General features: G+C 39.6%; 17 protein-coding genes and 1 other annotated feature. Of the genes, 16 read left to right on the forward strand and 1 reads right to left on the reverse strand.

Annotated features, from left to right (window positions below):
• The 16 genes from RWP09_RS07235 to RWP09_RS07310 all read left to right on the forward strand — a co-directional run bounded on the left by RWP09_RS07235 (nt 1) and on the right by RWP09_RS07310 (nt 16,843).
• Nucleotides 1-714: an O-methyltransferase gene (locus RWP09_RS07235; RefSeq protein WP_125452169.1), complete on the forward strand. Its 714-nt coding sequence runs from the start codon at nt 1-3 to the stop codon at nt 712-714.
• A gap of 66 nt (nt 715-780) precedes the next feature.
• Entirely contained in the window at nt 781-1,719 is a 939-nt protein-coding gene (prsA, locus tag RWP09_RS07240) for a peptidylprolyl isomerase PrsA (protein ID WP_314435916.1), read from the forward strand.
• Between the two features lie 161 nt (nt 1,720-1,880).
• Nucleotides 1,881-3,104, forward strand: a complete 1,224-nt coding sequence (gene ftsW, locus RWP09_RS07245) for a cell division peptidoglycan polymerase FtsW (protein WP_314435918.1) — start codon at nt 1,881-1,883, stop codon at nt 3,102-3,104.
• A gap of 24 nt (nt 3,105-3,128) precedes the next feature.
• Complete coding sequence (ppc, locus tag RWP09_RS07250; protein WP_314435920.1) at nt 3,129-5,825, forward strand: phosphoenolpyruvate carboxylase; 2,697 nt, start codon at nt 3,129-3,131, stop codon at nt 5,823-5,825.
• A gap of 97 nt (nt 5,826-5,922) precedes the next feature.
• Nucleotides 5,923-6,140 (forward strand) — a binding site (T-box leader).
• 263 nt (nt 6,141-6,403) lie between these two features.
• On the forward strand, nt 6,404-7,399 hold the full coding sequence (gene trpX, locus RWP09_RS07255; RefSeq protein WP_314435922.1) for a tryptophan ABC transporter substrate-binding protein: 996 nt from the start codon (nt 6,404-6,406) through the stop codon (nt 7,397-7,399).
• A 75-nt stretch (nt 7,400-7,474) separates the two neighbouring features.
• Nucleotides 7,475-8,341: an ABC transporter permease gene (locus RWP09_RS07260; RefSeq protein WP_045612545.1), complete on the forward strand. Its 867-nt coding sequence runs from the start codon at nt 7,475-7,477 to the stop codon at nt 8,339-8,341.
• Entirely contained in the window at nt 8,338-9,096 is a 759-nt protein-coding gene (locus RWP09_RS07265; RefSeq protein ID WP_314435924.1) for an ABC transporter ATP-binding protein, read from the forward strand. Before RWP09_RS07260 ends, RWP09_RS07265 begins: the two co-directional genes overlap by 4 nt.
• A gap of 89 nt (nt 9,097-9,185) precedes the next feature.
• A complete protein-coding gene (gene dnaG / locus RWP09_RS07270) occupies nt 9,186-10,946 on the forward strand; it encodes a DNA primase (protein WP_314435926.1) in 1,761 nt (586 codons plus the stop codon).
• Nucleotides 10,947-10,948: 2 nt separating this feature from the next.
• Nucleotides 10,949-12,058: an RNA polymerase sigma factor RpoD gene (gene rpoD, locus RWP09_RS07275; protein WP_261232532.1), complete on the forward strand. Its 1,110-nt coding sequence runs from the start codon at nt 10,949-10,951 to the stop codon at nt 12,056-12,058.
• A 14-nt stretch (nt 12,059-12,072) separates the two neighbouring features.
• On the forward strand, nt 12,073-12,402 hold the full coding sequence (locus RWP09_RS07280; protein WP_314435929.1) for a metal-sulfur cluster assembly factor: 330 nt from the start codon (nt 12,073-12,075) through the stop codon (nt 12,400-12,402).
• A gap of 115 nt (nt 12,403-12,517) precedes the next feature.
• Nucleotides 12,518-13,561: an alpha-galactosylglucosyldiacylglycerol synthase gene (gene cpoA, locus RWP09_RS07285; RefSeq protein WP_314435931.1), complete on the forward strand. Its 1,044-nt coding sequence runs from the start codon at nt 12,518-12,520 to the stop codon at nt 13,559-13,561.
• Between the two features lie 15 nt (nt 13,562-13,576).
• A complete protein-coding gene (locus RWP09_RS07290) occupies nt 13,577-14,902 on the forward strand; it encodes a glycosyltransferase family 4 protein (RefSeq protein WP_261232536.1) in 1,326 nt (441 codons plus the stop codon).
• A gap of 29 nt (nt 14,903-14,931) precedes the next feature.
• Entirely contained in the window at nt 14,932-15,108 is a 177-nt protein-coding gene (locus RWP09_RS07295; protein ID WP_173263053.1) for a PspC domain-containing protein, read from the forward strand.
• Nucleotides 15,109-15,166: 58 nt separating this feature from the next.
• Nucleotides 15,167-15,301: a DUF4044 domain-containing protein gene (locus RWP09_RS07300; RefSeq protein ID WP_000863859.1), complete on the forward strand. Its 135-nt coding sequence runs from the start codon at nt 15,167-15,169 to the stop codon at nt 15,299-15,301.
• Nucleotides 15,302-15,364: 63 nt separating this feature from the next.
• Nucleotides 15,365-16,675: a GTPase ObgE gene (obgE, locus tag RWP09_RS07305; protein ID WP_314435933.1), complete on the forward strand. Its 1,311-nt coding sequence runs from the start codon at nt 15,365-15,367 to the stop codon at nt 16,673-16,675.
• Between the two features lie 9 nt (nt 16,676-16,684).
• Entirely contained in the window at nt 16,685-16,843 is a 159-nt protein-coding gene (locus RWP09_RS07310; RefSeq protein WP_033683527.1) for a hypothetical protein, read from the forward strand.
• Between the two features lie 44 nt (nt 16,844-16,887).
• On the opposite strand, the gene RWP09_RS07315 is transcribed toward RWP09_RS07310, so the two are convergent.
• A complete protein-coding gene (locus tag RWP09_RS07315) occupies nt 16,888-17,358 on the reverse strand; it encodes an arginine repressor (protein ID WP_314435936.1) in 471 nt (156 codons plus the stop codon).
• Between the last annotated feature and the right edge of the window lie 58 nt (nt 17,359-17,416).

Genomic DNA, 17,416 nt, shown 5'->3' on the forward strand with positions numbered 1-17,416 from the left:
ATGGTTGAATCGTATAGTAAAAATGCCAACCATAACATGCGTCGTCCTGTTGTCAAAGAAGAAATTGTGGACTTGATGCGTCAGCGTCAAAAGCAAGTCACAGGATCTTTGAAAGAATTGGAAGACTTTGCCCGCAAGGAAAATATTCCCATTATTCCCCATGAAACGGTTGCTTATTTCCGTTTTCTCATGGAAACCATACAACCTAAAAACATTCTGGAAATTGGGACGGCTATCGGTTTTTCAGCCCTCTTGATGGCGGAACATGCTCCAAAGGCCAAGATTACAACCATTGACCGCAATCCAGAAATGATTGGTTTTGCCAAGGAAAATTTTGCTCAATTTGACAGTCGCAAGCAAATTACGCTCCTAGAAGGAGATGCGGTAGATGTCTTATCTACACTGACAGAGTCCTATGATTTTGTCTTTATGGATTCTGCTAAGTCTAAATACATCGTCTTTCTACCAGAAATCCTCAAACATTTGGACGTTGGAGGTGTGGTTGTCTTGGATGATATTTTCCAAGGTGGAGATGTTGCCAAGGATATTATGGAAGTCCGTCGTGGCCAGCGAACCATTTATCGAGGTCTTCAAAGATTATTTGATGCAACTTTAGACAATCCAGGACTCACCGCAACATTAGTACCTTTAGGGGACGGCATTCTCATGCTTCGTAAAAATGTAGCAGATGTTCAATTGCCTGACAGCGAATGATTTTCAGAAAAATTTAAGAAAATATAGTAAAATAGATAGGGTAACACTTATCTCAAAGGAGTAGACATGAAGAAAAAACTATTGGCAGGTGCCATTACACTATTATCAGTAGCAACTTTAGCAGCTTGTTCGAAAGGTTCAGAAGGAGCAGACCTTATCAGCATGAAAGGAGATGTTATCACAGAACATCAATTTTATGAGCAAGTGAAGAGCAACCCTTCAGCCCAACAAGTGTTGTTGAACCTGACCATCCAAAAAGTATTTGAGAAACAATATGGCTCAGAAGTAGATGACAAAGAAGTCAACGATACTATTGCCGAAGAAGAAAAACAATATGGTGAGAACTACCAACGTGTCTTGTCACAAGCAGGAATGACTCTTGAAACACGTAAAGCTCAAATTCGTACTAGTAAATTAGTTGAGTTGGCAGTTAAAAAGGCAGCAGAAGCTGAATTGACAGATGATGCTTACAAGAAGGCCTTTGACGAGTACACTCCAGATGTAACGGCTCAAATCATTCGTCTTGATAATGAGGATAAAGCGAAAGAAATTCTTGAAAAAGCCAAGGCAAGTGGCGCAGATTTCGCTCAATTAGCTAAAGATAACTCAACTGATGAGAAAACCAAAGCGAATGGTGGAGAAATCACCTTTGATTCTGCTTCAACAGAAGTACCAGAACAAGTTAAAAAAGCTGCTTTTGCTTTAGATGTAAATGGCGTTTCTGATGTGATTAAAGCCACTGGCACACAAGCCTATAGTAGCCAATATTACATTGTAAAACTCACTAAGAAAACAGAAAAATCATCTAATATCGATGATTACAAAGAAAAATTAAAAACGGTTATCTTAACCCAAAAACAAAACGATGCGACATTTGTTCAAAGCATTATCGGAAAAGAATTGCAAGCAGCCAATATCAAGGTTAAAGACCAAGCCTTCCAAAATATCTTCACTCAATATATCGGTAACGGAGATTCAAGCTCAAGCAGTTCATCAAAAGAATAAAACGAAAAAAGAGCCAAGTGCTCTTTTTCTTATGAGAAAATCTTCTATCTTAAGGATAAGAGTTTTTTTCTTTCGGAAAAAATGGTATAATAGCAATCAAAACTAGAAAATAAACGGAATTTGGGAATAATTTCTTTTGTTCTCATTAGATTGGTGATACTATGAAGATTAGTAAGAGGCACCTATTAAACTATTCTATCCTAGTTCCTTATTTGCTTTTATCTATTTTGGGCTTGATTGTAGTCTATTCTACAACTAGTGCCATTCTTATCGAAGAAGGTAAAAGTGCCCTGCAATTAGTTCGAAGTCAGGGAATGTTTTGGGGCTTTAGTTTAATATTGATTACCTTGATATATAAGCTAAAACTGAATTTTTTAAGAAAAGAACGACTTTTATTTATTGTTATGTTTGTTGAGCTAATTTTATTAGCTCTGGCTCGCTTAATTGGTACACCAGTTAATGGAGCCTATGGTTGGATATCAGTCGGACCTTTGACCATTCAGCCAGCTGAGTATTTGAAGATTATTATCGTCTGGTACTTGGCTCAACGTTTTTCAAAACAACAGGATGAAATCGCTGTTTATGATTTCCAAGTTTTAACTCAAAATCAATGGATTCCTCGTGCTTTTAATGATTGGCGTTTTGTCCTCTTGGTCATGATAGGAAGTTTGGCTATCTTCCCAGATTTGGGGAATGCTACTATCCTAGCTTTGGTCGCCTTGATTATGTACACACTTAGTGGGATTGCTCATCGCTGGTTTGTAGCCTTTATCGGTCTTTTGTTTGGCGTTTCCGCCCTTTCTTTAACAGCTATTGATTTGATAGGGGTTGATAAGTTTTTAAAAATTCCAGTATTTGGATATGTGGCCAAGCGTTTCAGTGCCTACTTTAATCCCTTTGCCGATTTGGCAGGAGCAGGCCACCAACTTGCAAATTCTTACTTTGCCATGGTCAATGGTGGATGGTTTGGTCTAGGTTTAGGAAATTCAATCGAAAAACGTGGCTATCTACCAGAGGCCCATACAGACTTTGTATTTTCAATTGTCATTGAAGAATTTGGCTTTGTGGGAGCCAGCTTGATTTTGGCACTTGTCTTTTTCCTTATTTTACGAATTATTCTGGTGGGAATTCGTGCTAAGAATCCCTTTAATTCCATGATGGCGATTGGGGTTGGAGGTATGATGTTGGTACAGGTCTTTGTTAATATCGGTGGAATTTCTGGTATTATTCCTTCAACTGGAGTAACCTTCCCTTTCCTATCGCAAGGAGGGAACAGTCTTCTAGTCTTGTCTGTAGCCATCGCCTTTGTCTTAAATATTGATGCAAGTGAAAAACGTGCCCAATTATATGAGGAGTTAGAAACTCACTCATCACACTATATGTAGAGTTGATAGCGGAAAGGATTACCTATGTCTCTTCAAAAATTAGAAAACTATAGTAATAAAGCTGTCGTGCAAGAAGAAGTGTTGATTTTAACAGAATTGTTAGAAGATATCACTAAAAATATGCTTGCCCCAGAGACTTTTGAAAAAATCATGCAGTTGAAAGAATTGTCAACTCAAGAAGATTATCAAGGCTTGAACCAATTAGTTACTAGTCTGACAAATGATGAAATGGCTTATATTTCACGCTATTTCTCAATTTTGCCTCTTTTGATTAATATTTCAGAAGATGTGGATTTGGCTTATGAAATCAACCACCAAAATAATATCGATCAAGATTATCTTGGTAAATTGTCAGCGACTATCAAAATGGTTGCAGAAAAAGAAAATGCGGTTGAAATTTTAGAACATTTGAATGTTGTCCCTGTTTTGACAGCCCATCCAACACAAGTGCAACGTAAGAGTATGCTGGATTTGACTAACCATATCCACACCCTCTTGCGTAAGTATCGTGATGTGAAATTAGGCTTGATCAATAAGGAAAAATGGCATAATGATCTCCGTCGTTACATTGAGATTATCATGCAGACAGATATGATTCGTGAAAAGAAATTGAAAGTAACCAATGAAATCACGAATGTTATGGAATATTACAATAGTTCATTCCTGAAGGCAGTTCCTCATTTGACAGCTGAGTACAAGCGTTTGGCTAAAAAACACGGTTTGGAGTTGAAACATCCTAAACCAATTACTATGGGAATGTGGATTGGTGGAGACCGTGATGGGAATCCCTTTGTGACAGCAGATACCTTGAAGAAATCTGCCATGACCCAGTGTGAAGTCATCATGAATTACTATGATGAAAAGATTTACCAACTTTATCGTGAGTTCTCTCTCTCAACCAGTATTGTCAATGTAAGCAAGCAAGTTAGAGAAATGGCTCGTCAATCTAAGGATAACTCTATTTATCGTGAAAAAGAGTTGTACCGTCGTGCCTTGTTTGATATTCAATCAAAAATCCAAGCGACAAAAGCTTATCTCATTGAAGATAAGGAAGTTGGGGCTCGCTATGAAACAGCTAATGATTTTTATAAGGATTTAATTACCATCCGTGATTCCCTCTTGGAAAACAAGGGAGAAGCACTAATTTCTGGTGATTTTGTTGAGCTGATTCAGGCAGTTGAAATTTTTGGTTTCTATTTGGCATCCATTGACATGCGTCAAGATTCTAGTGTTCATGAGGCCTGCGTAGCAGAACTCTTAAAATCAGCAGGAATTCATTCTCGTTATAGCGAGCTAAGTGAAGAGGGAAAATGCCAGCTTCTCTTGAAAGAATTGGAAGAAGATCCACGCATTCTTTCTGCTACTCATGTTGAAAAATCAGAGTTACTTGAAAAAGAATTAGCAATCTTTAAGGCTGCTCGTAAGTTGAAAGATAAGTTGGGAGATGATGTCATTCGTCAGACCATCATTTCACATGCAACCAGCGTATCAGACATGTTGGAATTGGCTATCTTACTAAAAGAAGTAGGTTTAGTTGATAAAGAAAGAGCTCGTGTCCAAATTGTTCCTCTTTTTGAAACAATCGAGGACTTGGACCGCTCAGAAGAAACCATGAGAGAATACCTTTCTCTTGGTCTGGCTAAGAAATGGATTGCTTCACGTAATAATTACCAGGAAATCATGCTTGGTTACTCTGATAGTAATAAAGATGGTGGCTACCTATCATCATGTTGGACTCTCTACAAGGCACAACAACAACTGACTGCCATTGGAGATGAATTTGGTGTTAAGGTTACCTTCTTCCATGGCCGTGGTGGGACTGTTGGTCGTGGTGGTGGACCAACCTATGAAGCCATCACATCTCAACCGCTCAAGTCTATCAAGGATCGTATCCGTTTGACGGAGCAGGGTGAAGTAATTGGCAATAAATACGGTAACAAAGATGCTGCCTATTATAACCTTGAAATGTTGGTTTCAGCAGCCATTAACCGTATGATTACTCAATGGAAGAGTGATACTAATACCTCAAATCGCTATGAGGCTATTATGGATCAAGTAGTGGACCGTAGTTATGATATTTATCGAGATTTAGTCTTTGGGAATGAACATTTTTATGATTATTTCTTTGAGTCAAGTCCAATCAAGGCTATTTCCAGCTTTAATATCGGTTCGCGTCCAGCTGCTCGTAAGACTATTACTGAAATCGGTGGTTTGCGTGCTATTCCTTGGGTTTTCTCATGGTCACAAAGTCGTGTCATGTTTCCAGGATGGTATGGTGTCGGATCAAGCTTCAAGGAGTTTATCGATAAAAATCCAGAGAATATCGCTATCTTACGAGATATGTACCAAAATTGGCCTTTCTTCCAGTCTCTCCTTTCAAATGTAGATATGGTCTTGTCAAAATCTAACATGAATATTGCTTTTGAATATGCTAAACTATGTGAAGATGATCAAGTGAAGGCTATTTATGATACTATTTTAGACGAATGGCAATTAACTAAAAATGTTATCCTAGAGATTGAAGGATACGACGAATTATTAGCTGAAAATCCATATCTAAAAGCAAGTTTGGATTACCGTATGCCTTACTTTAATATCCTTAACTATATCCAGTTGGAGTTGATTAAACGTCAACGTCGAGGAGAATTATCAAGCGATCAAGAAAAATTAATCCATACAACCATCAACGGAATTGCGACAGGATTGCGTAATTCGGGCTGATGTCTTTCAAACTTCCTCTTTTTCTATAGGGGAAGTTTTTGAATATTTCAAAAAAATACTAAAAGAGTCTTGACAAGTAATTGAAAAATGATATAATTTAACCATTCAGAAAAGTAATCATTCAAACTTTTTAGAGAGTCTGTGGTAGCTGAAAACAGATAAGTGGTAATGATGAAAATTGGGCTGGATGTTATTTAGAATTTGAAATCATAAAAATTCGGTGAGCACACCTTACAGTGCATCTCGTTATTGCGAGACTGAGCGATAGGGAAATTCCCTGTAATTGAGGTGGTACCGCGCATCGACGTCCTCACACAAGTTTTTTGTGTGAGGACTTTTTTATAGGAGGTTTGTATGGAAAGAAAACGATGGCGTCGCTTGTTTATACTCAATGAAAATCAAAAAGCAAACTAGGAAGCTAGCCGCAGGTTGCTCAAAGCACTGCTTTGAGGTTGTGGATAGAACTGACGAAGTCAGTAAACATAGCTACGGTAAGGCGACGCTGACGTGGTTTGAAGAGATTTTCGAAGAGTATTAGATAAGTGAAGTATTTTAAAGAAATAAAAAGGAGAAATAGAATGAAAAATAAACGTTTAATTGGAATTATCGCTGCATTAGCAGTCTTAGTAGCAGGAAGTTTGATTTACTCTTCAATGAATAAACCAGAAGCTAAGAATGAGAAAAAAGTTGCCAAAGTTGGTGTCCTTCAGTTTGTCAGCCATCAATCTCTTGACTTGATTTATAAAGGAATTCAAGATGGACTTTCAGAAGAAGGTTATAAAGATGACCAAGTTAAAATCGATTTTATGAACTCAGAAGGTGACCAAAGTAAGGTTGCGACAATGAGTAAACAATTGGTTGCAAATGGCAATGACCTTGTGGTTGGTATTGCAACACCAGCTGCTCAAGGTTTGGCTAGCGCCACAAAAGACTTACCGGTTATCATGGCTGCTATTACAGACCCAATTGGTGCTAATTTGGTTAAAGATTTGAAAAAACCAGGTGGCAACATTACAGGTGTATCTGACCATAATCCAGCTCAACAACAAGTTGAACTCATCAAGGCTCTAACACCAAATGTGAAAACAATCGGAGCTCTTTACTCAAGTAGCGAAGACAATTCAAAAACACAGGTCGAAGAATTTAAGGCTTATGCTGAAAAAGCAGGTTTGACAGTGGAAACATTTGCGGTTCCTTCAACAAATGAAATTGCTTCAACAGTCAATGTTATGACTAGCAAGGTCGATGCTATCTGGGTTCCAATCGACAACACAATCGCATCTGCATTTTCAACAGTTGTATCAAGCAACCAATCAGCTAAAAAACCAATCTACCCAAGCGCAACTGCCATGGTAGAAGCTGGTGGTTTGGCATCAGTTGTAGTTGACCAACACGACCTTGGTGTGGCAACAGGTAAAATGATTGCGCAAGTCTTGAAAGGTGCAAAACCAGCCGATACTCCAGTTAATGTCTTTTCAACTGGTAAGTCAGTTATCAACAAAAAATTGGCACAAGAGCTAGGTATTACGATTCCTGAATCTGTTCTAAAAGAAGCAGGACAAGTGATTGAATAATCTGTAATGGAGGAGTTGGGGATATCTCCTCCAATTTTTTACAATAGAAATCATATAGAAAAGGTTAAGAAACAGATGATATTATCTATTATTTCTCAAGGATTTGTCTGGGCTATTTTAGGTCTGGGAATCTTTATGACATTTAGGATTTTGAACTTTCCAGATATGACGACAGAAGGTTCCTTCCCTCTTGGGGGAGCTGTTGCTGTCACTTTGATAACGAAAGGCGTGAATCCTTTTTTAGCGACACTTGTTGCTGTAGGAGCAGGTTGTTTGGCTGGTATGGCAGCAGGACTTCTTTATACAAAAGGGAAGATCCCAACCTTGCTCTCAGGGATTTTAGTGATGACTTCCTGTCACTCTATCATGCTCTTGATTATGGGACGTGCGAATTTAGGCTTGCTTGGAACTAAGCAAATTCAGGATGTTTTGCCTTTTGATTCGGATTTGAATCAACTCTTGACAGGTCTCATCTTTGTCAGTATTGTTATTGCTCTCATGCTCTTTTTCTTGGACACTAAACTCGGACAAGCCTATATTGCTACAGGTGACAATCCTGATATGGCTAGAAGTTTCGGGATTCATACTGGGCGCATGGAGCTCATGGGTTTGGTCTTGTCAAATGGTGTGATTGCCCTTGCAGGTGCCCTCATTGCCCAGCAAGAAGGGTATGCTGATGTGTCTCGAGGAATCGGGGTTATTGTTGTGGGACTTGCAAGTTTGATTATTGGAGAAGTTATCTTCAAGAGTTTGAGCTTGGCAGAGCGTTTGGTTACAATCGTTGTAGGTTCTATCGCCTATCAATTCTTAGTATGGGCAGTTATCGCGCTTGGATTTAACACAAGTTACCTTCGTCTATACAGTGCAGTGATTTTAGCAGTCTGTCTCATGATTCCAACATTTAAGCAAACTATCTTGAAAGGAGCCAAGTTAAGTAAATGACAGCAATTGTAGAATTAAAAAATGCAACCAAAGTTGTTAAAAATGGCTTTGATGAAGAAAAGATTATTTTAAATGATGTTTCCTTAGAAATTTTTGAACAGGACTTTATCACGATTTTAGGTGGAAATGGTGCTGGGAAATCGACCCTTTTTAACACTATAGCAGGAACCTTATCACTAACCAGTGGAACTATCCGTATTTTAGGTGAAGATGTTACCAAGTTTTCAACAGAAAAGCGTGCCAAGTATCTGTCTAGAGTCTTCCAAGATCCCAAGATGGGGACAGCTCCTCGTATGACAGTGGCTGAAAATCTCTTAATCGCCAAGTTTCGTGGTGAAAAGCGTGGACTCTTTCCAAGACGTTTGGCTAGCTATAAGGATGAGTTTCAGTCAACTATTGAAAAAGTGGGAAACGGTCTTGAGAAACACTTGAATACACCAATTGAGTTCTTATCAGGTGGACAAAGACAGGCCTTGAGTCTCTTGATGGCAACCTTAAAGCGTCCTGAATTGCTATTGTTGGACGAGCATACTGCGGCCCTGGATCCAAAGACCAGTGTGGCCTTGATGGAATTGACAGATGAATTTGTCAAGAAAGATCAGTTGACAGCGCTTATGATTACCCATCATATGGAAGATGCTCTCAAATATGGTAATCGTCTGATTGTCATGAAAGAAGGACGGATTATCCAAGATTTGAACCAAGAAGAAAAAGCAAAAATGAAAATCTCTGATTATTATCAACTCTTTGAATAAAGTAAGGAAAACGAGTGAAATGGTTTACTTTTTTTCTGAAATAAAGTATACTATATAAAGTAAACTATGATAACATGGAGGTATTGTGTATGGTTGACAAACAAGTCATTGAAGAAATCAAAAACAATGCCAACATTGTGGAAGTCATAGGAGATGTGATTTCTTTACAAAAGGCTGGACGGAACTATTTAGGGCTCTGTCCTTTTCATGGTGAAAAGACTCCTTCTTTCAACGTTGTGGAAGACAAGCAGTTTTATCACTGTTTTGGTTGTGGGCGCTCAGGTGATGTATTTAAGTTCATAGAGGAGTACCAAGGTGTTCCCTTTATGGAGGCTGTCCAAATCTTAGGCCAGCGTGTTGGGATAGAGGTAGAAAAACCGCTTTATAGTGAACAGAAGCAAATTTCGCCTCACCAAGCTCTTTATGATATGCACGAAGATGCAGCCAAATTTTATCATGCTATTCTCATGACAACAACCATGGGTGAAGAGGCGAGAAATTACCTTTATCAGCGTGGTTTGACAGATGAAGTGCTCAAACATTTTCGGATTGGTTTAGCACCTCCAGAACGCAACTATCTTTATCAACGTTTGTCTGGCCAGTATTGTGAAGAGGATTTTCTAGATTCAGGACTGTTTTATCTCTCAGATGCTAATCAATTTGTAGACACCTTTCACAATCGTATTATGTTTCCCCTGACAAATGACCAAGGAAAGGTCATTGCCTTCTCAGGTCGTATCTGGCAGAAAACGGATTCACAAACTTCTAAGTATAAAAATAGCCGATCGACTGCAATTTTTAACAAAAGTTACGAATTATATCATATGGATAGGGCTAAAAAATCTTCTGGAAAAGCCAGTGAGATTTATCTGATGGAAGGGTTCATGGATGTCATTGCAGCCTATCGGGCTGGAATCGAAAACGCTGTCGCATCTATGGGAACAGCCTTGAGTCGAGAGCATGTTGAGCATCTGAAAAGGTTAACCAAGAAGTTAGTCCTTGTTTACGATGGTGATAAGGCTGGGCAAGCCGCGACATTGAAAGCATTGGATGAAATTGGTGATATGCCTGTGCAAATCGTCAGCATGCCTGATAACTTGGATCCTGATGAGTATCTACAAAAAAATAGCCCAGAAGACTTGGCCTATCTATTAACGAAAACTCGTATTAGTCCGATTGAGTTTTACATTCACCAGTACAAACCTGAAAACAGTGAAAATCTGCAGGCTCAGATTGAGTTTATTGAAAAAATAGCTCCCTTGATTGTTCAAGAAAAGTCTATCACTGCTCAAAACAGCTATATTCATATTTTAGCTGACAGTTTGGCGTCCTTTGATTATGCCCAGATTGAGCAGATTATTAATGAGAACCGTCAGGCACAAAGGCAGAATCGCATGGAAGGAATTTCCAGACCGACGCCAATCACCATGCCTGTTACCAAGCAGTTATCAGCTATTATGAGGGCAGAAGCCCATTTACTCTATCGGATGATGGAATCCCCTCTTGTTTTGAACGATTACCGTTTGCGAGAAGACTTTGCATTTGACACACCTGAATTTCAGGTCCTATATGACTTGCTTGGCCAGTATGGCAATCTTCCTCCAGAAGTTTTAGCAGAACAGACAGATGAAGTTGAAAAAGCTTGGTATCAGGTTTTAACCCAGGATTTACCTGCTGAGATGTCGCCTCAGGAACTTAGTGAAGTAGAGATGACTCGAAACAAGGCTCTCTTGAATCAGGACAATATGAGAATCAAAAAGAAGGTGCAGGAAGCTAGCCATGTAGGAGATACAGATACAGCCCTAGAAGAATTAGAACGTTTAATTTCCCAAAAGAGAAGAATGGAGTAATAATGGCAACAAAACAAAAAGAAGTAACAACATTTGACGTACAAGTAGCAGAATTTATCCGTAATCATAAACAAAAAGGGACAGCAACTGATGATGAAATCAATGCTAGTCTTGTCCTTCCTTTTACCTTGGATGCTGATGGAATTGAAGACCTTTTGCAACGAATTCAGGATGCAGGAATTTCAATCACAGATAACGAAGGAAATCCAAGTGCGCGTGTTCTTAGTGCAGAAGAAGAGCCAGAACTCAGTGATGAGGACTTGATTGGGTCAACTTCGGCTAAGGTCAACGACCCTGTCCGTATGTACTTGAAAGAGATTGGTGTCGTTCCTCTTTTGACTAATGAAGAGGAAAAAGAATTGGCACTGGCTGTTGAAGCGGGTGACATCGAAGCCAAACAACGCCTTGCGGAAGCCAACCTTCGTTTGGTTGTTTCTATTGCCAAACGCTATGTTGGTCGTGGTATGCAGTTTCTTGACTTGATTCAAGAAGGAAATATGGGCTTGATGAAGGCGGTTGACAAGTTTGATTATTCTAAAGGGTTCAAGTTTTCAACTTACGCAACTTGGTGGATTCGTCAGGCTATCACTCGTGCTATTGCGGATCAAGCTCGTACCATCCGTATCCCAGTCCACATGGTTGAAACCATCAATAAATTGGTTCGTGAACAGCGGAATCTCCTTCAAGAATTGGGACAAGATCCAACGCCAGAACAAATCGCTGAACGTATGGATATGACTCCTGACAAGGTTCGTGAAATCTTGAAGATTGCTCAAGAACCAGTATCTCTTGAAACACCAATCGGTGAAGAGGATGATAGCCACCTTGGGGACTTTATCGAAGACGAAGTGATTGAAAATCCAGTGGACTATACAACTCGTATCGTCTTGCGTGAGCAGTTGGATGAGGTCTTGGATACTCTTACAGACCGTGAAGAAAATGTTTTGCGTTTGCGTTTCGGACTAGATGATGGAAAAATGCGTACCCTTGAAGATGTAGGTAAAGTCTTTAACGTGACTCGCGAGCGTATCCGTCAGATTGAAGCCAAGGCTTTGAGAAAACTACGTCAACCAAGTCGCAGCAAACCGCTTCGTGATTTTATTGAAGACTAGGAGTGAGGAAAATTATGGCTTATACAGAAGAACAAATTGAAAACATCAAAACACGGATTTTATCAGCCTTGGAAGAAGTTATTGACCCTGAGTTGGGAATCGATATTGTCAATCTTGGTTTGATCTATGAGATTCGTTTTGACGGCGACACAGGACAAACAGAGATTGATATGACTTTGACAACTATGGGTTGTCCTCTAGCTGACCTTTTGACAGACCAGATTTATGATGCTATGACCGAGGTGCCAGAAGTAACTGATACTGAAGTTAAATTGGTTTGGTATCCAGCCTGGACTGTTGAAAAAATGAGTCGCTATGCCCGCATTACCCTAGGCATTAAGTAAATAGATAAAAGTATGTGAGAGACCATTGGAAGAGCGAGGAAATTTCCCCTTCTTTTCCTCTAGTCTCTCCTTTCTTTTGCTGATTTTATTCAAAGAAAATGATATAATAGTAGTTATGGAAAAAAAGAAATTACGCATCAATATGTTGAGTTCAAGTGAGAAAGTAGCAGGACAAGGAGTTTCAGGTGCCTACCGTGAATTAGTTCGTCTTCTTCACCGTGATGCCAAGGACCAATTGATTGTTACAGAAAATCTTCCAATCGAGGCAGATGTGACTCACTTTCATACAATTGATTTCCCCTATTATTTATCAACATTCCAAAAGAAACGCTCAGGGAGAAAAATTGGCTATGTGCATTTCTTGCCTGATACACTTGAGGGGAGTTTGAAAATTCCATTTTTCTTAAAGGGAATTGTGAAACGCTATGTATTTTCTTTTTACAACCGGATGGAGCACTTGGTGGTGGTTAATCCTATGTTTATTGAGGATTTGGTGGCAGCTGGTATTCCACGTGAAAAAGTGACCTATATTCCTAACTTTGTCAATAAGGAAAAATGGCATCCCCTTCCACAAGAAGAGGTAGCGAGACTGCGAACAGAGCTAGGTCTTAGTGACAATCGGTTTATCGTAGTAGGTGCTGGTCAAGTTCAGAAACGCAAAGGGATTGATGATTTTATCCGTCTGGCTGAGGAATTGCCTCAGATTACCTTTATCTGGGCGGGTGGTTTCTCATTTGGTGGTATGACAGATGGTTATGAACGCTACAAGAAAATGATGGACAATCCTCCCAAAAATTTGATGTTTCTAGGTATCGTATCACCAGAGCGAATGCGTGAATTGTATGCCCTAGCGAATCTTTTCTTGTTGCCTAGTTATAATGAGCTCTTTCCTATGACGATTTTAGAGGCTGCTAGTTGTGAGGCTCCTATTATGTTGCGTGATTTAGATCTCTATAAGGTGATTTTGGAGGGAAATTATCGGGCAACAGCAGATAGAGAAGAGATGAAAGAAGCTATTTTAGAATATCAAGCAAATCCTGTTGCCTTAAAAGATCTCAAAGAAAAAGCTAAGAATATTTCCAGAGAGTATTCTGAAGAGCATCTGTTACAAATCTGGTTGGACTTTTATGAGAAACAAGCCACTTTAGGGAGAAAGTAAAAAGTGAGGTAATCTATGCGAATTGGTTTATTTACAGATACCTATTTTCCTCAGGTTTCTGGTGTTGCGACCAGTATTCGAACCTTAAAAACAGAACTTGAAAAGCAGGGGCATGCTGTTTTTATCTTTACGACGACAGATAAGGATGTCAATCGTTATGAAGATTGGCAAATTATCCGCATTCCAAGTGTTCCTTTTTTTGCTTTCAAAGATCGCCGCTTTGCCTATCGAGGCTTTAGCAAGGCACTTGAAATTGCCAAACAGTATCAGCTGGATATTATCCATACTCAGACAGAATTTTCTCTAGGCTTGTTGGGGATTTGGATTGCGCGTGAACTGAAAATTCCCGTTATTCATACCTATCATACCCAGTACGAAGACTATGTGCATTATATTGCCAAGGGGATGTTGATTCGTCCTAGTATGGTCAAGTATCTGGTCAGAGGTTTCCTGCACGATGTGGATGGGGTTGTTTGCCCGAGTGAGATTGTTCGTGACTTGCTATCTGATTATAAAGTCAAGGTTGAAAAGCGGGTCATTCCAACTGGAATTGAATTAGCTAAGTTTGAGCGTCCAGAAATAAAGCAAGAAAATTTGAAAGAACTGCGTAGTAAATTAGGGATTCAAGATGATGAAAAGATGTTGCTTAGCCTTTCCAGAATTTCCTATGAAAAAAATATTCAAGCAGTATTAGCAGCCTTTGCAGAAGTTCTGAGAGAGGAAGACAAGGTGAAACTGGTAGTTGCTGGGGACGGTCCTTATCTGGATGACCTCAAAGAGCAAGCTAAAAAACTAGAGATTCAAGACTCCGTTATCTTTACAGGTATGATTGCTCCTAGTGAGACGGCTCTTTACTATAAGGCGGCAGATTTTTTCATCTCTGCATCGACAAGTGAAACGCAGGGTTTGACATACTTGGAAAGCTTAGCTAGTGGAACGCCTGTCATTGCTCACGGAAATCCGTATCTGGACAATCTCATCAATGACAAGATGTTTGGTACCTTGTATTACGGTGAGCATGATTTGGCTGGAGCTATTTTGGAAGCCCTGATTGCAACGCCAGATATGGATGAGCATACCTTATCAGAAAAATTGTATGAGATTTCAGCTGAGAACTTTGGAAAACGGGTGCATGAGTTTTATCTTGATGCTATTATTTCAAATAATTTCGAGAAAGATTTAGCCAAAGATGATACGGTTAGTCAGCGTATCTTTAAGACAGTTTTGTATCTTCCACAACAGGTGGTTGCTGTGCCCGTAAAAGGATCTAGACGAATGCTGAGGGCTTCAAAAACACAGCTAATCAGTATCAGAGATTATTGGAAAGACAGTGAAGAATAGAAAGAGGAATAGCTATGAAAAAACAATTAATGAGAAGTGGTCATGATAAAAAGATTGCAGGTGTTTGTGCAGGAGTGGCTCATTATTTTGATATGGATCCAACTATTGTTCGTGTAATATGGGGTGTTCTTGCTTTTGGTTATGGAGCTGGAATTGTAGCCTATATCATTTTATGGATTATTGCACCAGTAGCAACTGACTATTGAAAACTAGATCAATTCATGCTAAGATAATAGAAAATAGAATGTAACGAAGGAGAGAAAAATGGCATTTGGAGATAATGGAAATCGTAAAAAAACTATGTTTGAGAAAATAACCTTGTTTATAGTGATTATCATGCTAGTAGCAAGTTTATTGGGAATTTTTGCAACTGCAATTGGAGCCCTCAGTAATCTATAAAATAGATTCAAGAAAATTTTGTGACTGGGATTTCCCAGCCCTTTTTTAAAGTGAGAAGAAAAAATGAGTATGTTTTTAGATACAGCCAAGATTAAGGTCAAGGCTGGTAATGGCGGTGATGGTATGGTTGCTTTTCGCCGTGAAAAATATGTCCCTAATGGCGGACCTTGGGGTGGTGACGGTGGTCGTGGAGGAAATGTGGTCTTCGTTGTAGATGAAGGGTTACGTACTTTGATGGATTTCCGCTACAATCGCCATTTCAAGGCTGATTCTGGTGAAAAAGGAATGACCAAAGGGATGCATGGTCGTGGTGCAGAGGATCTCAGAGTTCGAGTGCCGCAAGGTACGACTGTCCGTGATGCAGAGACTGGCAAAGTTTTAACAGATTTGATTGAACATGGACAAGAATTTATTGTAGCCCACGGTGGTCGTGGTGGACGTGGAAATATCCGCTTTGCGACACCTAAAAATCCTGCACCAGAAATCTCTGAAAATGGAGAACCAGGTCAGGAACGTGAGTTACAATTGGAACTAAAAATCTTGGCTGATGTTGGTTTAGTTGGATTCCCATCTGTTGGGAAATCAACCCTTTTAAGTGTTATCACATCTGCTAAACCTAAAATTGGTGCCTACCATTTTACGACTATTGTGCCAAATCTAGGTATGGTTCGTACCCAATCAGGTGACTCCTTTGCAGTAGCTGATTTACCAGGTTTGATTGAAGGGGCTAGTCAGGGTGTCGGTTTGGGAACTCAGTTCCTCCGTCACATTGAACGTACACGTGTTATCCTTCATATCATTGATATGTCAGCTAGCGAAGGCCGTGATCCTTATGAAGATTATCTTGCCATCAATAAAGAACTGGAGTCATACAATCTTCGTCTCATGGAGCGTCCGCAGATTATTGTAGCCAATAAGATGGATATGCCTGAGAGTCAGGAAAATCTTGTAGAATTCAAGCAGAAATTAGCTGAAAACTACGATGAATTTGAAGAGCTACCAGCTATCTTCCCAATATCTGGTTTGACCAAGCAAGGTCTGGCAACGCTCTTGGATGCTACAGCTGAATTGTTAGACAAGACACCAGAATTCTTGCTCTACGACGAGTCAGATATGGAAGAAGAAGCTTACTATGGATTTGACGAGGAAGAAAAAGCCTTTGAAATTAGTCGTGATGACGATGCAACATGGCTACTTTCTGGTGAAAAACTCATGAAACTCTTTAACATGACCAACTTTGATCGTGACGAATCTGTCATGAAATTTGCCCGCCAGCTTCGTGGGATGGGGGTTGATGAAGCCCTTCGTGCGCGTGGTGCTAAGGATGGAGACTTGGTCCGCATTGGTAAATTTGAGTTTGAATTTGTAGATTAGGAGACTGGTATGGGAGATAAACCGATATCTTTCCGAGATGCGGATGGCAATTTCGTTTCCGCCGCAGACCTTTGGAATGAAAAGAAATTGGAAGAACTATTTAATCGTCTCAATCCAAATCGTGCCCTGAGATTGGCACGAACCAAAAATGAAAACCCATCTCAGTAAAGAAGAGATAAAAAATTCCGTGCCTAATCAGACACGGAATTTTGTTATTCACCAAAGAAGAATGGTGGTGTAAATTTTTTTAATTCTTCAAAGCAATGTTGTGCAGCCTCTGCATCTTCACAGATGACAAGACAGACATCGTCACCACAGAGGGTAGCGATAGCGTCAGGGAAGTTCAAGGCATCAATAATAGAACCGAATGATTGAGCCAGACCAGGAAGAGTTTTCAAAAGTACTTGATGTTGAACTGGACGCATCAAGACAAGAGCATCTTCCATATAAGTTTCTAGGCGTTTTTCCCATTTTGAAATTGAACCAGTATTGAGCACGTAGTAAGAATTATCTTCTTCACGTATTTTTGAAAGATTCATTGTTTTGATATCACGGGAAAGAGTTGCCTGAGTAACTTGAATGTCGTTATCGGCAAGAAGAGCTTGTAACTCAGCTTGAGTATGAATCTTGTTTTTGGTTACAAGTGCTCGTATGAGTTGGTGGCGGTGTTCAGATTTATTCATAAAATATTACTCCTTGTACAAGGTACAGAAAGCATGGACTGAACGAAATCGTCAGTCG

The organism is uncultured Streptococcus sp., from assembly GCF_963521255.1.
Lineage (GTDB): Bacteria > Bacillota > Bacilli > Lactobacillales > Streptococcaceae > Streptococcus.

Excerpts from the sequence above, each read along its gene's own strand:
- RWP09_RS07235 (WP_125452169.1), top strand. The coding sequence starts at position 1 with ATGGTTGAATCGTATAGTAAAAATGCCAACCATAACATGCGTCGTCCT.
- prsA (WP_314435916.1), top strand. The coding sequence starts at position 781 with ATGAAGAAAAAACTATTGGCAGGTGCCATTACACTATTATCAGTAGCA.
- ftsW (WP_314435918.1), top strand. The coding sequence starts at position 1,881 with ATGAAGATTAGTAAGAGGCACCTATTAAACTATTCTATCCTAGTTCCT.
- ppc (WP_314435920.1), top strand. The coding sequence starts at position 3,129 with ATGTCTCTTCAAAAATTAGAAAACTATAGTAATAAAGCTGTCGTGCAA.
- trpX (WP_314435922.1), top strand. The coding sequence starts at position 6,404 with ATGAAAAATAAACGTTTAATTGGAATTATCGCTGCATTAGCAGTCTTA.
- RWP09_RS07260 (WP_045612545.1), top strand. The coding sequence starts at position 7,475 with ATGATATTATCTATTATTTCTCAAGGATTTGTCTGGGCTATTTTAGGT.
- RWP09_RS07265 (WP_314435924.1), top strand. The coding sequence starts at position 8,338 with ATGACAGCAATTGTAGAATTAAAAAATGCAACCAAAGTTGTTAAAAAT.
- dnaG (WP_314435926.1), top strand. The coding sequence starts at position 9,186 with ATGGTTGACAAACAAGTCATTGAAGAAATCAAAAACAATGCCAACATT.
- rpoD (WP_261232532.1), top strand. The coding sequence starts at position 10,949 with ATGGCAACAAAACAAAAAGAAGTAACAACATTTGACGTACAAGTAGCA.
- RWP09_RS07280 (WP_314435929.1), top strand. The coding sequence starts at position 12,073 with ATGGCTTATACAGAAGAACAAATTGAAAACATCAAAACACGGATTTTA.
- cpoA (WP_314435931.1), top strand. The coding sequence starts at position 12,518 with ATGGAAAAAAAGAAATTACGCATCAATATGTTGAGTTCAAGTGAGAAA.
- RWP09_RS07290 (WP_261232536.1), top strand. The coding sequence starts at position 13,577 with ATGCGAATTGGTTTATTTACAGATACCTATTTTCCTCAGGTTTCTGGT.
- RWP09_RS07295 (WP_173263053.1), top strand. The coding sequence starts at position 14,932 with ATGAGAAGTGGTCATGATAAAAAGATTGCAGGTGTTTGTGCAGGAGTG.
- RWP09_RS07300 (WP_000863859.1), top strand. The coding sequence starts at position 15,167 with ATGGCATTTGGAGATAATGGAAATCGTAAAAAAACTATGTTTGAGAAA.
- obgE (WP_314435933.1), top strand. The coding sequence starts at position 15,365 with ATGAGTATGTTTTTAGATACAGCCAAGATTAAGGTCAAGGCTGGTAAT.
- RWP09_RS07310 (WP_033683527.1), top strand. The coding sequence starts at position 16,685 with ATGGGAGATAAACCGATATCTTTCCGAGATGCGGATGGCAATTTCGTT.
- RWP09_RS07315 (WP_314435936.1), bottom strand. The coding sequence starts at position 17,358 with ATGAATAAATCTGAACACCGCCACCAACTCATACGAGCACTTGTAACC.